This is a genomic window from Bacillus proteolyticus (assembly GCF_001884065.1).
Taxonomy (GTDB): Bacteria; Bacillota; Bacilli; order Bacillales; family Bacillaceae_G; genus Bacillus_A; species Bacillus_A proteolyticus.
In genome coordinates this window covers 1-13,251 of the sequence record NZ_MACH01000036.1, presented here as the reverse complement: position 1 = coordinate 13,251, position 13,251 = coordinate 1, and the positions used below count along the sequence as shown (strand labels likewise).

Annotated in this window: 18 protein-coding genes and 5 pseudogenes; 13 read left to right on the top strand and 10 right to left on the bottom strand. The window is 31.5% G+C overall.

The window, feature by feature from the left end; translation table 11 throughout:
* Positions 1-297 precede the first annotated feature (297 nt).
* Positions 298-1,746 carry a serine hydrolase domain-containing protein gene (locus BAQ49_RS04090; RefSeq protein ID WP_071744286.1) on the bottom strand — a complete coding sequence of 483 codons (1,449 nt, stop codon included), beginning with the start codon at positions 1,744-1,746 and terminating at the stop codon, positions 298-300.
* A gap of 341 nt (positions 1,747-2,087) precedes the next feature.
* Here BAQ49_RS04090 and BAQ49_RS04085 point away from each other — a divergent pair, with 341 nt between their 5' ends.
* The gene (locus BAQ49_RS04085) at positions 2,088-2,423 is read left to right on the top strand and encodes a transposase (RefSeq protein ID WP_071744285.1); all 336 of its coding nucleotides are present in this window, start codon (positions 2,088-2,090) and stop codon (positions 2,421-2,423) included.
* A 27-nt stretch (positions 2,424-2,450) separates the two neighbouring features.
* On the top strand, positions 2,451-2,639 hold the full coding sequence (gene hfq, locus BAQ49_RS04080; protein ID WP_071744284.1) for an RNA chaperone Hfq: 189 nt from the start codon (positions 2,451-2,453) through the stop codon (positions 2,637-2,639).
* A gap of 318 nt (positions 2,640-2,957) precedes the next feature.
* Here hfq and BAQ49_RS04075 read toward each other — a convergent pair whose 3' ends face one another.
* Positions 2,958-3,428 (bottom strand): hypothetical protein, encoded by a 471-nt coding sequence (locus BAQ49_RS04075; protein ID WP_071744283.1) that lies wholly within the window; start codon positions 3,426-3,428, stop codon positions 2,958-2,960.
* A 441-nt stretch (positions 3,429-3,869) separates the two neighbouring features.
* On the opposite strand from BAQ49_RS04075, the gene BAQ49_RS04070 reads away from it, so the two are divergent.
* The 5 genes and pseudogenes from BAQ49_RS04070 (at position 3,870) to BAQ49_RS04055 (ending at position 6,283) form a co-directional block, all read left to right on the top strand.
* Positions 3,870-4,574 (top strand): hypothetical protein, encoded by a 705-nt coding sequence (locus BAQ49_RS04070; RefSeq protein WP_016127902.1) that lies wholly within the window; start codon positions 3,870-3,872, stop codon positions 4,572-4,574.
* A gap of 300 nt (positions 4,575-4,874) precedes the next feature.
* Positions 4,875-5,246, top strand: a complete 372-nt coding sequence (locus BAQ49_RS04065) for a hypothetical protein (protein WP_244159075.1) — start codon at positions 4,875-4,877, stop codon at positions 5,244-5,246.
* Entirely contained in the window at positions 5,246-5,680 is a 435-nt protein-coding gene (locus BAQ49_RS04060) for a hypothetical protein (protein WP_016127893.1), read from the top strand. The genes BAQ49_RS04065 and BAQ49_RS04060 overlap by 1 nt, the downstream gene beginning before the upstream one ends.
* Before the next feature lie 101 nt (positions 5,681-5,781).
* Positions 5,782-5,863: pseudogene (locus tag BAQ49_RS34200) on the top strand (helix-turn-helix domain-containing protein); the annotation flags it as partial.
* Between the two features lie 123 nt (positions 5,864-5,986).
* Positions 5,987-6,283, top strand: coding sequence for a hypothetical protein (locus BAQ49_RS04055; protein ID WP_244159074.1), 297 nt, complete (start codon positions 5,987-5,989; stop codon positions 6,281-6,283).
* A 318-nt stretch (positions 6,284-6,601) separates the two neighbouring features.
* On the opposite strand, the gene BAQ49_RS04050 is transcribed toward BAQ49_RS04055, so the two are convergent.
* Together BAQ49_RS04050 and BAQ49_RS33415 are read right to left on the bottom strand one after the other, a co-directional pair.
* Positions 6,602-6,904: a contact-dependent growth inhibition system immunity protein gene (locus tag BAQ49_RS04050; protein WP_003193839.1), complete on the bottom strand. Its 303-nt coding sequence runs from the start codon at positions 6,902-6,904 to the stop codon at positions 6,602-6,604.
* Between the two features lie 14 nt (positions 6,905-6,918).
* Positions 6,919-7,035 carry a hypothetical protein gene (locus tag BAQ49_RS33415; RefSeq protein WP_232294839.1) on the bottom strand — a complete coding sequence of 39 codons (117 nt, stop codon included), beginning with the start codon at positions 7,033-7,035 and terminating at the stop codon, positions 6,919-6,921.
* A gap of 38 nt (positions 7,036-7,073) precedes the next feature.
* Between BAQ49_RS33415 and BAQ49_RS31060 the strand changes: the two are divergent.
* Positions 7,074-7,220: pseudogene (locus BAQ49_RS31060) on the top strand (N-acetylmuramoyl-L-alanine amidase); the annotation flags it as partial.
* A gap of 40 nt (positions 7,221-7,260) precedes the next feature.
* Here BAQ49_RS31060 and BAQ49_RS04045 read toward each other — a convergent pair.
* Complete coding sequence (locus tag BAQ49_RS04045; RefSeq protein ID WP_003193834.1) at positions 7,261-7,560, bottom strand: contact-dependent growth inhibition system immunity protein; 300 nt, start codon at positions 7,558-7,560, stop codon at positions 7,261-7,263.
* A 57-nt stretch (positions 7,561-7,617) separates the two neighbouring features.
* On the opposite strand from BAQ49_RS04045, the pseudogene BAQ49_RS04040 reads away from it, so the two are divergent.
* Positions 7,618-7,845 (top strand): annotated as a pseudogene (locus BAQ49_RS04040) (N-acetylmuramoyl-L-alanine amidase); the annotation flags it as partial.
* A 47-nt stretch (positions 7,846-7,892) separates the two neighbouring features.
* Here the strand turns inward: BAQ49_RS04040 and BAQ49_RS04035 are convergent.
* Together BAQ49_RS04035 and BAQ49_RS04030 are read right to left on the bottom strand one after the other, a co-directional pair.
* The gene (locus BAQ49_RS04035; RefSeq protein WP_071744282.1) at positions 7,893-8,111 is read right to left on the bottom strand and encodes a bacteriocin immunity protein; all 219 of its coding nucleotides are present in this window, start codon (positions 8,109-8,111) and stop codon (positions 7,893-7,895) included.
* Positions 8,112-8,131: 20 nt separating this feature from the next.
* Positions 8,132-8,584, bottom strand: a pseudogene (locus BAQ49_RS04030) (T7SS effector LXG polymorphic toxin); the annotation flags it as partial.
* A 32-nt stretch (positions 8,585-8,616) separates the two neighbouring features.
* On the opposite strand from BAQ49_RS04030, the gene BAQ49_RS33410 reads away from it, so the two are divergent.
* Complete coding sequence (locus tag BAQ49_RS33410; RefSeq protein WP_016127901.1) at positions 8,617-8,943, top strand: hypothetical protein; 327 nt, start codon at positions 8,617-8,619, stop codon at positions 8,941-8,943.
* Between the two features lie 125 nt (positions 8,944-9,068).
* Here BAQ49_RS33410 and BAQ49_RS04020 read toward each other — a convergent pair whose 3' ends face one another.
* The 3 genes from BAQ49_RS04020 to BAQ49_RS04005 all read right to left on the bottom strand — a co-directional run bounded on the left by BAQ49_RS04020 (position 9,069) and on the right by BAQ49_RS04005 (position 11,260).
* Positions 9,069-9,482 carry a hypothetical protein gene (locus BAQ49_RS04020; RefSeq protein WP_071744281.1) on the bottom strand — a complete coding sequence of 138 codons (414 nt, stop codon included), beginning with the start codon at positions 9,480-9,482 and terminating at the stop codon, positions 9,069-9,071.
* Between the two features lie 487 nt (positions 9,483-9,969).
* Positions 9,970-10,500, bottom strand: coding sequence for a hypothetical protein (locus BAQ49_RS04010; RefSeq protein ID WP_071744279.1), 531 nt, complete (start codon positions 10,498-10,500; stop codon positions 9,970-9,972).
* Positions 10,501-10,879: 379 nt separating this feature from the next.
* A complete protein-coding gene (locus BAQ49_RS04005) occupies positions 10,880-11,260 on the bottom strand; it encodes a hypothetical protein (protein WP_071744278.1) in 381 nt (126 codons plus the stop codon).
* A 355-nt stretch (positions 11,261-11,615) separates the two neighbouring features.
* Between BAQ49_RS04005 and BAQ49_RS04000 the strand changes: the two genes are divergently transcribed.
* From BAQ49_RS04000 to BAQ49_RS03990, 3 genes and pseudogenes are all read left to right on the top strand, one after another.
* Positions 11,616-11,930: a hypothetical protein gene (locus BAQ49_RS04000; protein WP_244159073.1), complete on the top strand. Its 315-nt coding sequence runs from the start codon at positions 11,616-11,618 to the stop codon at positions 11,928-11,930.
* A gap of 444 nt (positions 11,931-12,374) precedes the next feature.
* Positions 12,375-12,794, top strand: a complete 420-nt coding sequence (locus tag BAQ49_RS03995) for a CBS domain-containing protein (protein WP_071744276.1) — start codon at positions 12,375-12,377, stop codon at positions 12,792-12,794.
* A gap of 232 nt (positions 12,795-13,026) precedes the next feature.
* Positions 13,027-13,182: pseudogene (locus BAQ49_RS03990) on the top strand (GNAT family N-acetyltransferase); the annotation flags it as partial.
* Positions 13,183-13,251 lie beyond the last annotated feature (69 nt).

Genomic DNA, 13,251 nt, shown 5'->3' with positions numbered 1-13,251 from the left:
TAAAACGTGTACCTTTTTGTTTTGTATTAAGAAGGTATAACAAGCCGCTTAAACACGATTTTGAAACGTCTAGTTGTACAGAGATAATAAAGTTGTTTAATTTACAATAAAGTCATTTAAAAAATAATATAGTTGTTTAAAAATCCTTCTTCTACTAACGAGGCAGGTTAGTGAAAGAAATAGCAAGTGGGTTTAACTAGGAGAAGTGTCGATGACATTAAAGAAGACACCGAGGTGTCTTCTGTTTTTTAAATTAAGAATATCGATAAATTAGGATTTATTTACTTAATATTATACTTATTTTCGGACCGAGGCATCTAATCGGTGAGTATATACAAACCAAGTAATGCTTGCTGTTAATAATGTTGACGAAATTAAAGCTGTAAGAACACTATATGTTTGCCAAATAAGTATCGTTGACCAATCGAAGGCAAAAAACATTATACACTGGGCAATCGTAGCGATTAGGAAAATAATTGTTACGATTGTTCTCTTTTTTGTCATTGGCTGCTGCTCATTCGTTTTCCTTTTTCTTAATCCTAAGAAAAATAACAGAACGGCTAATAGACAAAGAATAATTGTGGTAGACGACAAAATGATGTCCAAAAGCTGTGTGCCGCTTATCTCATATGACTGAGCTAGATTGCCGTTTAATATATTTTTAACTTTTAGTACCAGGTTTATATTGGTATTTGCGCCGTTGCTCAGTAAGCAGATGGCTGTTCTTTCATTTGGCAGTATGGCTACTTCGGTACTAAAATTTGGATTACCCCCAGTGTGTTCTATAAACGTTTGTTCGGCGTTTACCGACCAACCTGCCGCATAATACATATCATTGACAGCCGAAACAGACATATCACCCCTATGTGATTTTTCGATGGCCTTGTGAAATATTTCGGGTATGTCCTGCACGATACCCATCTGTATGCCCATCCAACGCGCCATATCTTTTGTATTAGAAATGATATAGCCGGCAGGTTTATTCCCAGCATAATCCGGAGCGTTAAATGGAGTTGTTATAAAAAAGGAAGAACGGTAGCCCTGTGCTAACTGTCCAGTGGCTTGAGCATCTTCTTTATAAACATACGTCTGGTGAAGACCTAAGGGTAGAAATACCTGTTCCTTCATAAAGTCTTCATAGCTTTGTCGTGATACAATCTCAATAACCAAACCCAATACGTCATAATTAACGGTTCCATAGTTATATTGTTCACCGGGAGAGAACGCCAATTCTGCATCTACCAGCGTTTCCACAGTCTTTTGCAACATATCAGGCGTATTACCTTGTGGAATATTTTGAAGATGTTTAATATTTGTTAGGCCGCTGGTATGGTGAAGAAAGTTATTTAGTGTAAGGTTTTGCATATCAACAGGTTTACCTTGATACTTTAACGTAAACCAAGGTAAATATTTTTGGATAGGGTCAGTCATTGATAGCAGCCCTTGCTCTTCCAATAGCAAAATCCCCATACCAGTAAAAGCTTTACTCACCGAGGCCAACTCATAGAGTGTATTTTCACTTGCAGACAGGCCCTTTTCAAGATCTGCATACCCAGAAGAAAAGTAGAACACTTCACCATCAGCAAGTATTGAGATTGACATTCCAGGCACACCTGATGTACGACAGGCATCATCTAGCAATGCTTGTATTGCCACAGATTTCGAATCTGACAACGCATAACTTTTTGTTGCGAATCCTGAGAATAATATAAATATCGTTAATACAAAAACAATAATCTTTTTCATACACTCTCCTTTTTGAAGAATTATAAGGGTATAAATAACTTATTTTTATAACTATAAACTAAATTCTAATTTATCTTTCTATTCACCTATATAATATGAAATAATTGTGAAGAGTTACACTTAAACTAACGGGGGCGTTAGTTCAATAAGAAGTAAACAACTTTATTATTCATTTTTTAAGCATTACATAAGCAGATGGATATAATTTGAAACAACTTTAAAGAGCCTTGCTGCATATAGAATGTAGTAAGGCTCTTATCTTTTTTAATCAAAATTCAATAACTTTATTATCACTATACAAGTTATATATTCGTTTTGCTAGTAAAAGGAGATGAGTGTCGATGAAAAACCACATAAAAGTAAATGGAAAAACCCTTCAAACAAATAAAAAATGGTCACATCTCAAGCAAAAACAAAAAGAACATATTTCTAATCGGTTACGTAGAGAATATACACAGTTTGTAAAAACACATTATAGAAAACCTAGAAAGTATGAACATGATGAGATTCTTCATGAAGTGATGAATCAAATACAGGAACGTGAAATTTGGATTCCTTATGATGAAGTAAAAAGATATTATCTAAGCAAAATAGGAAAATGGTTTAGAAAAATAGAAAGTGAATGGGAATCACAAATATCCAACAGTGAAAAGCAACAGGTATTAGAAGAAAAATAAATCCAAACAAACCAGGGGGCGCATTTCATGTTTAATTTACAAGAAGATATGTATGAACAATTGAAAGAGAAAAAAGGGGAAGTTACTGTATTTTTAAAGAATGGCGTTCCAGTACGTGGGAAGATCCTTGCAACAGATAAATTTACCGTCCTAATGATGGTTCATGGTAAACAACAACTAATCTACAAACAAGCAATCTCTACACTTGCTATTTAATGGGTACCGCCAGCATTTCGGAAAAAAACCACGCTAAGAGTATGCAAAATTTTATGCAGTTTTTCAGCTAATTCAGTAACAAACGAGACCCCTAAAACCCATGCCAGAATAGGAATGTATAAAAAAATGAATAGAGTCATAGAAAAAGAAAAGGTGGATCCCTTGTAAGAGTAGGGGTCGACTGTGTCCTTGCTACCAATAATATTGCGTTATGTTAACTCTCTATGAATATTTTATACATGATTTCCTACGCTTTGCTATTTTTTATCTCTTTCCTTTGCTTTTGGTCTGTCGGCTTGGCAATTTTTCTTGCATGACTTAATCTTCTCTAACTAAATAGCTTTTATTCTTATCTTCCCAGTATCTATACTCATAGAGTACTTGTTCATCAAATCGCTGTAAATAACCTCTCCAGTTATTCGGAATATATTCTTCAAAAGATATTGATTCCGGATAATTAGAATAAAAAATTAAACGCTCAAAATCTATCAGGAAACATGGATTATAATCATAATAGGCTTCTTCTCTATTAGTTCTTAGTTCTCTTAAAAATTCTAACCTAATATCTTCTGTAAATCTTTCGTATTTTTCTATTTTTTCTAAAAAATTAGCTATTGTAGTCTCATTTAAAATACTAATGCCTTTTCTTTCTTTTGGATATTCACTAGGAGAGTACCCAGCTTGATTATAATCTAAATACCATAAATCCGGTTCAGTTATATACCAATTGAACTTATTTTTATATTTTACACCTACTATAATATTTTCTGCATATAAAGGCTTAATCATTTAATTAGTTCTCCTCTCTTACTTAATAAGTTTAGCATTTTGGCCATATTCTACCAATCACCGACTAATGGGGTCAGGTAATTCGTATGTAACACCTTCAAATCCATATTCTTGTCGGAACTTCTCTAAGAGGAGTGGGAGTTAATATAAACCAAGTTATCTACCGCTAACGATAATTATGTAAATAAGCTGTCCATATGGGCGGCTTATTGTATTTTTTGCTTAGCGTGGTTTTTTTCCGAAATGATGGCGATACCCCATCGCCATCAAGCTAAGAAAAGCGAATACCCCAAAACGAAAAAATTGAGAACGAGAAGTGATTTTTTATTGGCCTATATCCTTTATGTAGATAGTCACAAGAGTTAATATATATAATATATAATCTAAAGAATAGTTGTTATAAAATTCGTAACAAAAATTCATATGAGGGGTATAAAAAGTATGGAGAAAAAAATTCTATCTGAGACAGTAAATGACATGATATTATCTGGTAAGAAAGTTGATACAATTAAAAATAAAGATGAGATTAAAAGAGTATTTGCCAATGAAGGAATACCTTTTTTTGATAAAGTAATTGATTTTCAAGTATCATTTGGTGGTATTTGGTATAAAATTGGTGAAAGATTTTATGAAGGTTTCCGAATGGATATGTTTTTCTTCAATACATTTGAAGAAAAATATGAACTTAAATTTTTTACAAAGGAAAACGGAAAATACTATGTTCAATGTATGGATTATCATTATGCAGGAGATTTTGGACCTTGTATTGATGAGGATGGGAAAATATATCGTTTCTGCATGGGACGTTTTTTCATTAGAGCTGACAATATAGAAGAATTTTTAGATGATGATGCAATTAAATATTATATGGTTAATAAGCATAAAACTTGGCTAACACGTGGGGCTAAAATTAGTGAAATTGATGAGTTTAAAAAAACGGCAGCTTTAAATAAAATTAAGAGAGAATCATTTTCAGATAAATATTTTGAGTGGTGGTGCAATACCGAAGAAACAGTTTTTGTAAGAATTGATTTAGTAAATAAATATGGTTATGCAAAAGTATATTGTAAAGACCAAAAGATATTAGAGCAATTGTATAAGTCGGACATATCAACAAGTGTTTTTCCATTTAATAACAGGGGATAAGTATTAATATTGAGTCAAAGTAGTTTGTTTCACTAATTATATAATTTAAGTTATGCTTCACAATCTCCATATTAGGGGTCACCATACATCGCTATCAAGCTAAGATAAATTTGTATCCATATAATCAAAAAAACGCTATTCTTTTTGTAGAAATATACAGAAAGGATGGCGTTTTTGTATGAATCTATCGATTCAAGATGAGTTTCATTTATTCGCTGAAGAACTACAGCGATATCTATCTCCAAATATCCTTCAGCAGCTCGCACAGGAGAGTATAAATTCCAAGTAATAGGTTTTGAAATGCTTGATGATTTACCTTCAGCTAGAGGAATGACACATGCAAATCCGCAATTAGGAGCAGGTGGATTAGAACAAATATTCACCCCGGATTTTCCACAACTTGTAAGAGAAGGGAAAGCAAAACCAATATTGGATGAACAAACTATGGCTAGATTAAGAGAAAAAGGAATAGAATTTGATCCTAAATTATTGCAACAAGTTGATAAAGATGGAGAATATGTTTACAAGACGAGTATTTGTAATAATGTAGAGGTATTAACAGATGATTCTAACATAATTAAACTCAATAATTATAATTTGAATAAAATGGAAATAAGACAAATTAAAGCGGCAATCAAAGACATAGAAAGTAGCGGCGGAGGAATAAGATAATGAATAATTTGAAGCAAGGTATATTAGAGATTAATAAAGATTTAATAGCTCCTAATCTTAACCTGAGCGAAGTTATTATGAAATTTAATAAAGATGATATTGAAATAATGAAAATAGATGATGTAACTACAGTTGTAGGAATATTATCCCCAACCAAAATAGGAACCAAAAATTTCAGAGTAGAAATCTTTTTTAAAAACGAAATAATTTGGTCTATTGATCTTAGAATAGATGATCCAGAGATAGACGAACCAATTATGAATGAGCATGATTTTTGGCGATATGTAGCTGAACAAAGAGAATGGCTTATTGAGGAATTAGGAAAAAGTGATGGGATACGTGATGATATTACGTTTGAGTGGGGAAAAATAGGTCCTTGGTTTGATTCGAGATCATTTGGAGCAGGTATAAGTATAATATATTTTCAAAAGTAACAGTATGATGATTGAATAGAGATGACCTCGGTATTGAGGTATTATCCCCTTATAGTAGACAGTTGAAAGAAAGTTACTGTTTATTATGGAGGGGATTTTTGATGGGGAAAATTAGAAGAACTTTTTCGATTGATTTTAAAATGAGAGTTATTGAAATGTACTTTACATAGAGGAATGGGCAGCATCTTTAAAAGAAACACCTCCTAAAATAGTTAAACTCAAAAATTATAAATTAGATGAAGCGGAAGTAATGAAGATTCAAAAGGCAGTCAAAAACATAGAAAATAACGGCGGAGGAATAAGATAATGAATAATTTGAAGCAAGGGGTTTTAGAGATTAATAAAGTTGTCATAACTCCTAATTGCACACTAAGAGAAGTTATTTTGGAATTTAATAAAGATGATATTAAAATGATTAAGATAGATGATGAAACTACGGTGGTAAGACTTTTAGCACCTACAAAAATAAGTACCAAAAGTTTTAGGATAGGTATTTTCTTTAAAAATGAAGTAATTTGGTCTATTGATCTTAGAATAGATGATCCAGAGATAGACGAACCAATTATGAATGAGCATGATTTTTGGCGATATGTAGCTGAATAAAGAGAATGGCCTATTGAGGAATTAGGAAAAAGTGATGGGATACGTGATGATATTACGTTTGAGTGGGGGAAAATAGGTCTTTGGTTTGATCCGAGATAATTTGGAGCAGGTATAAGTATAATATATTTTCAAAAGTAACAGCATGATATTAGGATTTACTATCATTGATAAAGTAATAGTTAATAGGTCGAGACAATATAAAGTGAAAAATTCTTGTGGAAGTGTATTCTATATTACATATAGTTCATATTTTGTACAAGTTAAATGGCAAAATGAAAAGCCGGCTCTTATATAGAGTCTGCTTTGTTTAGTGTAATTTTATTCTTTACTTTTTATAGCTTTTTTTAGTGTTTCAAGAGTCTGCTTTAACCATTCTAAAGCTGTTAAATTTAATGCAGGGAAATAAATATAAGTTTTAAATGTAATAAATTCCTCTTTTTCACTATCAGTTAAATTACCGTTTATAAATGAAAGTATATCATTTATAGTATTTTCGATACAGACTTTATTAACTTCCATTATAAATTCACTAAGAGCTTCCTCAGGCGATTCCATGTCTTGGTGAAATGTCCCTGCTAAAAAATTACCTAATTCTTTATATGAGCTATATTTATTTTCCATATAAATTCTCTCCTCTACTTTTCTGGATATCCTGTAATAATAAAACTTCCTTGGTTATCTTTTTTCAAAACAATCACAGCATTTTCTGCATCCGAAGCACTGTTTGATCCTCTGTCGATAACTCGTCCAATTATAGCATTACCGTTATAATTTAGTGGTAAAGTTCTTCGATGTGGCTGGTACTTTAGATGCGGGTTTAGGATTTACCATTGATGCAAAAGTAACTGTCAATGGATTAACACAATACAAAGTACACAATTTGACAGGGAATATATACTACAATACGGCTAGTAATGCGTATGTGAATTTGAAGTAATATGCATAAAAGACCGCCTATTATGGGCGTTCAATTTGTACTAATTATTTTTTAATGCTTGTTTTATCGTTTTAACTGTTTGTTCAAGCCATTCTAATGGTGTTATTCCTAATCCTTCAAAATATATCCCATCTGCAGAAAACTGTATGTACTCATTTTTTTCTTTATCACTATAATCACTTTGAATAAATTCAGTTAGAAAAATAATAGCGTCTTGTAAATATTCCGTACTTTCTTCTTCAAGTAACTCTTGAAGTGCTTCTTCGTAAAATGTATCTTGATGAAATGTTGCTGCTAAAAACTGATACACTGGATCTTCTGGATTTTTTAAAAATAGCATATATTTCTTTCCTCCTATTATCAAAATGGATATCCAGTTAAAATAAAACTTCCATTTATTGTAGGGAAGCGCGTTGTTTCTAAGGTTAACAATCTATGTTTCTATGAAAAGCCATCTTGGCAAGATAAAGATGTGGCTGGTACTTTAGATGCAGGCTTAGGATTTACAATCGACGCAAAGGTAAATGTCAATGGGTATCCGCAGTATCGTGTTTATAATTCGAAGGGGTATAATTACTATATTACGGCTAGTGATTTTTATGTAAGTTGGCTTAGATCTAGATAATGAAGAAAGCCGTCCATTTTTAGGTGGGCAGTTTGTCCTTTAATATTTTATTTCTCTTCTTTTTTTTTGTAGTTCAAAGCAATCTCTACTATTTCTTCTGGCGTTAAGTCTCTAAAATCCCAAAAAATCAAATCACTCAGAGCTGGGTGAGGCACATTCGCCTTTAAGATATCAATATACTTACTACCCAACTCATCTGGTAATTTAGGATCACATATTTGTTCTACAAGTTTAATAAGCTCATCTTTAGTCATTTTACTGTTCATGTTATCTTCCCCTTATAAATTTATAACCCTTTTTTTCCAAAATGATAAGCAGGGTCTAAGATGGTTTGGTGAGTCTTAGGAGATACAATGATTAAGTTATCAAGGTTATAGACATCGCCCCCTTGATGAATAGGTTGCTTGTGGTGTAAGACATACACTTTATGTGCTCCATACTGCTCTGATCCGGGAGTATAAGGTGCTTTACCTTCCAGCATCCTCATTCTGTTCATACGATTAAATTCGTTTGCGTAGCTCGAATCAGCAACTGTTTTCCAAAACTCAGCTCTAAATTCATCGAATGATTTGAATTATTTTCCAACCAACTTATTTCGAATTTCTTGCGGAATAACACCAATTGAACCCTTATTATACATTAATTTCTTTTGAGTCCCTAAACTTCGTTCAAGATTAAAACTTGAAGTTACTGTTCCTGGAGATTTTCTTTTTTCCGCACTAGAAATTGTAGTCTTTGCTGATGGTACAATCAAAATCATGGAGGGATATTATGTTAATTTTTTATGTAATACCATTTTTTCTTATATCCGGTACTTCAATATTTTTATTTTTCATGTCTGTTTCACCAAAAATTAAGGCTAAAAATCTATCATTGATAATGATCTGTTTAGCGATAAATCTACTCACAATTCCAATTTCTTGTTTGGTAGGTTCGTTTGTTTCTTATACAAATGAGGCGTCAACAGAATTTACATATAATAATCCACTTTATTTTTGGAAAGGATTTTTCTTTATTCAAATAATACCGCTTTTCGTGCTATTTGTGGCTTTGATATGGTGGTTTATCCGTAAGGGCAAAGAAAAAATCGACACATAGAATTTTAAAATGACTTCCGCTAACGATAATTATGTAAATGAGCCGTCCATACGGACGGCTCATTGTATTTTTTGCTTAACATGAGTTTTTTCTAAAATGCTGGCGGTACCCCAAATATAAAAATACTAAGACTGTTTATTTTGCTGTAAAAATGTTTCTAAAATTCTCTTAACTGGTAGACTGGCATTTTTCAGTAAACTCGCTGCTTTATCCATTATTTTCTTGTTGGAAGCGATTATTTTTTTATATTCTTCATTGTTAAAAGAACGCAAAGAATCTATTACATATTCAGCTACTTCATCATTCTCATTGAGTAAATCTAGTAATAAATTGAATCCATTCATTCCAGTATCTTCATCTATGCAATATACTAATCTAATTTTATACTTATCATCTCTGTCTTTTAGACTTTGAACCAATTTCTCCCAATCAATGTCAGCAAATCCATTTATCAACTCTTGTACATACATAAATTCATGATCATAGAAGTAGTTATCTGAACTATTTTCAGATAATATTGTATCCACTTTTTCATACATTAATATTCCTCCCCTATTTGGTAAATCCACCTAGTAATAGCGCATTAATTTGGCCTATTAGATATCCACTAACCACATTATTTTTTTGCTTAGACTAAATGTTTTCCCTTACAACATTTTTATTCGCCACATTTATTGTATTAAAATCCAGTGTTGGGTTTCTTTTCCCATCCCCTCGAAATGGGGGAATAGCAAGCGGATTATTAAAAAATCCTTATAAACAAAGGATTTTAACGTCTTTTAAAAATGATTATGTCAAAACATATACATTTCAATTGAAATATTTCAAATAATTATAATTTTTATTTTTGAAATGAAAAATTATAGATTTATAGCTAATTCCCCCATCTCGGGGATTTGAGCAAAAACACCTGAGTACAATGAAAAGAATAAAACCAAAAGCTAAAGGCTTATCGTTTTATTCTTTTCATTTAATTTCTTGCCCCTTATCTTTCATCTCCATACTGATACCACACCTTTTTTTATTTTACTCTCCTACTTCTTTTTCCTTTTTAATAAACCTTATAATTAAGTCTTCACCTTTGTATCTAGGGTCTAACTTAATCTCACCTTTATATTCAATTACCTTCACCTTATCCATGACAATTATACTGTCATACAACTCTTGCCCTACCCATAACTTTTTAACTTTATCATCAACAATCAATTCTAAAGTAGGGCGTTCAAAGATAAGATACTCGTTCTCAACATGTCTCCCAAGAACAGGTGCTTCTATTGGCTTACCTTTCGCAACTAGTTCACCGGTTTGATACCCCTCTATTACTGACAAGACTATACAAAACAATACAAAACAACCAAAGTATATCCAATTTTTCTTTCTTCTCTTTTTCTTATATGCTTCCAGTTCTACAATATACGCTTCCAATTCATACTCTGTGTACCCCTTAACGTCTGTAGTCAAATAATAGGTTTTTCCAAACTTTTTACTTGTAAATGCTACATAGTCGTTTAAATACTCTGGGTCTTTCTCATAGTTTATAAATTTCTTTTCCCCCATACTGCTACCCCTATCTGAAATTACCAAGATTACGTCTATTAAAAATCACTATAAATAATAATAAAAGCATCCCTATTCCAAACACAATAACATTGCTTTGAGCAATTTCTTGATCTCTCCAAGAGGTACAGCCGAGATATGTGTAAAAATAGGTTATAAGCTTACTTTTATTTCCGCTTGTAGTAACAATGCGTATAAATATATGTTTAATGTGTAATTTTTATGTAACAACGAAAAAAGCACCCGTTTGGATACTCTCAATGTGAAAGAGTGTGTGTATTGAATAAAATAGCGGTTAGATTGTCCTATTCCCCAATATATACTTGTCCTTCTTAAAATGTGAAAAAACGCTCTAAATAGATTCTTAATCATTTATCTACTAGTACTTCATAGGTGTACCCCAATTATTACTTTTATCAAGTTGAATCTTTCCGTCTTCATCTAACCTTTTGAGAAGATACTTAACACAATACATTTGATCTTCCATTACCATCCAATAACATATTTCATCAAACGATACTTCGTATAATGGTAATCTCAACATCTTAAGTACTTCCAACACATGAGAAGCGTGCTTTTCATAAAAGTTATTTAGTAAGTCTATAGCTTTTTCTGTAAACTTTATCTCGTCTACATCCTCTAAATAGCCTTGTTCAATAAGTTTATCTTTAATGCCTGGTGCTTTGTTTATTTCTGATGGATTTCCTATGTAATCAGTAGCGTTTATTAGATAATGTAGCAATTCTTTTTCTTTTAACACAATTCATCTCCCCTTTATCTCATTATAACAAAAGAAACCGCTACAAACGTAACAGCTCTTTTAAGAGGATGTGATTAGATTTCACAAAACAAACGAACACAACGAACGAAAATAGAAATAGTTAACAAATGTCTGTTTTTATAGTTTATAGGTGGACATAACTATACCTTCATTTTATATATATAAATTATTGTTAATTGTATGTATATTTATTTCTATAAGAATACTTTCATTTTGCATGAAAAATAAAAAGAACTTGTAGAAATACTACAAGTTCTTTTTATTATTATATTCGATAACAAGGTAATTAATTTTATATAATGTATCTAAGATGTTTAGAAAGGGGAATGTTCATATGAGACAAATAGAACGTTTTACAGAACCTTATTTTAAAACTGTTGGCGAACGAAATAAGACATATAGAGTGATTGGTTGCAAAGATGGAGAAGAAAAACCTTTTCCGATTACATTTAAAACATTAAAAAAGGCAAGAACGTTCAACCACAGACATGCTCACAGAAACCCTGAATGGCTAAATGCAAATGGTGATATCAGTGAGTATAATGTTAAACTGGGTAGAGATGAATATAAAAATGTCTGGAATGATAATGTTATAGAAAATGTATATAAAAATTACGCTGATTTCAATGATTGGATAACACATGGGTAAATCGCGACAAGTATTATTAGAAACTAGCAAAGAAGTCCTTAGTCTTGGTAAGAGTAAAGAGGAAGTGGATATGGTTTTTAAGGTATTAATGAGAAAATAATGTCCGCTAACGCTTATTACGTGATTCGTTTTCACTGCTATACAGACCCCAAAGTTTTCTGTTTGGAATATTTGTTTCTGTTAGCTTGATAGTGATGGGGAGCACTATTATTAATGATTAAAAGCTCTGTAAAATAGGGCTTTTTTGTTTTATCGAAAAGTAAAATATGGTATTTTATGATAAAATTTTATAAAAATACTTGTTTGTTAAAAAGAAATAAGAGATAATCCATTAAATAGAAATTTATGCAGAAGAACTTAGTTTGAACTATATATTTTAAATAATGTTATGAGTAAAATACGCAAATTAAAAGGAAATGAAATGTTAAAGGAGCAATCAATAAAATGAATATTGCATTTTTTCTTACACCCAAGAGTGAACTTGCATATATAAATATAAATTCAACGATGCGCCAGGCTTTAGAAAAGTTGGAACACCATCGATATACAGCTATCCCCTTAGTCAATGATAAAGGGGAATATGCAGGTACACTTACAGAAGGAGATTTGCTTTGGAAACTCAAAAATACATCATCTTTAAGTTTTAACAATACTCATCAAGTTCTCTTAAGTAATGTTTCTTTACACCGTTCTAATGAACCAGTTTCTATTAATGCAGAAATCGAAGACCTTTTATCAAGGGCTATGGAGCAAAATTTTGTTCCTGTTATAGATGACGAAGGCATTTTTATAGGAATTGTTAAAAGGAGAGACATTATTCACTATTGCGCACAAGGGTTATTACTTAAGCAAAATTCTGTGTGAACGTATTAGCGTTTGAGATATTTTGATTTTTTAATTTAAATTTAACAAAAGAAGAATCCATTTTGATTTTGGATTCTTCTTTTAATGATATTGGAAGTAAACTTTTATGTAAAAGTTTACTTTCATTTCTCCTTGGAAATATTTTAATCAAAAAACTGAAAATTAAAATATTTAAATATATAATGAAATAAAGAAGATATTGAAGAAATAAATAGAGAGGAGGGAATATCGTATGACTAGTTTAAAAAATGTTCTTGAGCTTGATTTTGCATATCTTGAAACTTTTACTAGCCGAATAGATAAATCATGGGGGTCTATATTTTGTAATGCAAGCAACCCATATTATTATGATGCAAATCATGCACATGTAAGTGTAGTAAGTTTAAATGGTTCTGGTGCGAAAACTTCAAGATAATTGCAGGTAATCTCTAAATCTTGGACATACTGATACTATTAC

Bases quoted from the DNA above. Each gene is read 5' to 3' on its own strand.
- BAQ49_RS04000 (WP_244159073.1), top strand. From the start codon at position 11,616: ATGAGACAAATAGAACGTTTTACAGAACCTTATTTTAAAACTGTTGGC.
- BAQ49_RS04070 (WP_016127902.1), top strand. From the start codon at position 3,870: ATGGAGAAAAAAATTCTATCTGAGACAGTAAATGACATGATATTATCT.
- BAQ49_RS04075 (WP_071744283.1), bottom strand. From the start codon at position 3,428: ATGATTAAGCCTTTATATGCAGAAAATATTATAGTAGGTGTAAAATAT.
- BAQ49_RS33410 (WP_016127901.1), top strand. From the start codon at position 8,617: ATGTTAATTTTTTATGTAATACCATTTTTTCTTATATCCGGTACTTCA.
- BAQ49_RS04065 (WP_244159075.1), top strand. From the start codon at position 4,875: ATGCTTGATGATTTACCTTCAGCTAGAGGAATGACACATGCAAATCCG.
- BAQ49_RS04085 (WP_071744285.1), top strand. From the start codon at position 2,088: ATGAAAAACCACATAAAAGTAAATGGAAAAACCCTTCAAACAAATAAA.
- hfq (WP_071744284.1), top strand. From the start codon at position 2,451: ATGTTTAATTTACAAGAAGATATGTATGAACAATTGAAAGAGAAAAAA.
- BAQ49_RS04050 (WP_003193839.1), bottom strand. From the start codon at position 6,904: ATGGAAAATAAATATAGCTCATATAAAGAATTAGGTAATTTTTTAGCA.
- BAQ49_RS04060 (WP_016127893.1), top strand. From the start codon at position 5,246: ATGAATAATTTGAAGCAAGGTATATTAGAGATTAATAAAGATTTAATA.
- BAQ49_RS04020 (WP_071744281.1), bottom strand. From the start codon at position 9,482: ATGTATGAAAAAGTGGATACAATATTATCTGAAAATAGTTCAGATAAC.
- BAQ49_RS04045 (WP_003193834.1), bottom strand. From the start codon at position 7,560: ATGCTATTTTTAAAAAATCCAGAAGATCCAGTGTATCAGTTTTTAGCA.
- BAQ49_RS03995 (WP_071744276.1), top strand. From the start codon at position 12,375: ATGAATATTGCATTTTTTCTTACACCCAAGAGTGAACTTGCATATATA.
- BAQ49_RS04090 (WP_071744286.1), bottom strand. From the start codon at position 1,746: ATGAAAAAGATTATTGTTTTTGTATTAACGATATTTATATTATTCTCA.
- BAQ49_RS04010 (WP_071744279.1), bottom strand. From the start codon at position 10,500: ATGGGGGAAAAGAAATTTATAAACTATGAGAAAGACCCAGAGTATTTA.
- BAQ49_RS04035 (WP_071744282.1), bottom strand. From the start codon at position 8,111: ATGAACAGTAAAATGACTAAAGATGAGCTTATTAAACTTGTAGAACAA.
- BAQ49_RS04055 (WP_244159074.1), top strand. From the start codon at position 5,987: ATGAATAATTTGAAGCAAGGGGTTTTAGAGATTAATAAAGTTGTCATA.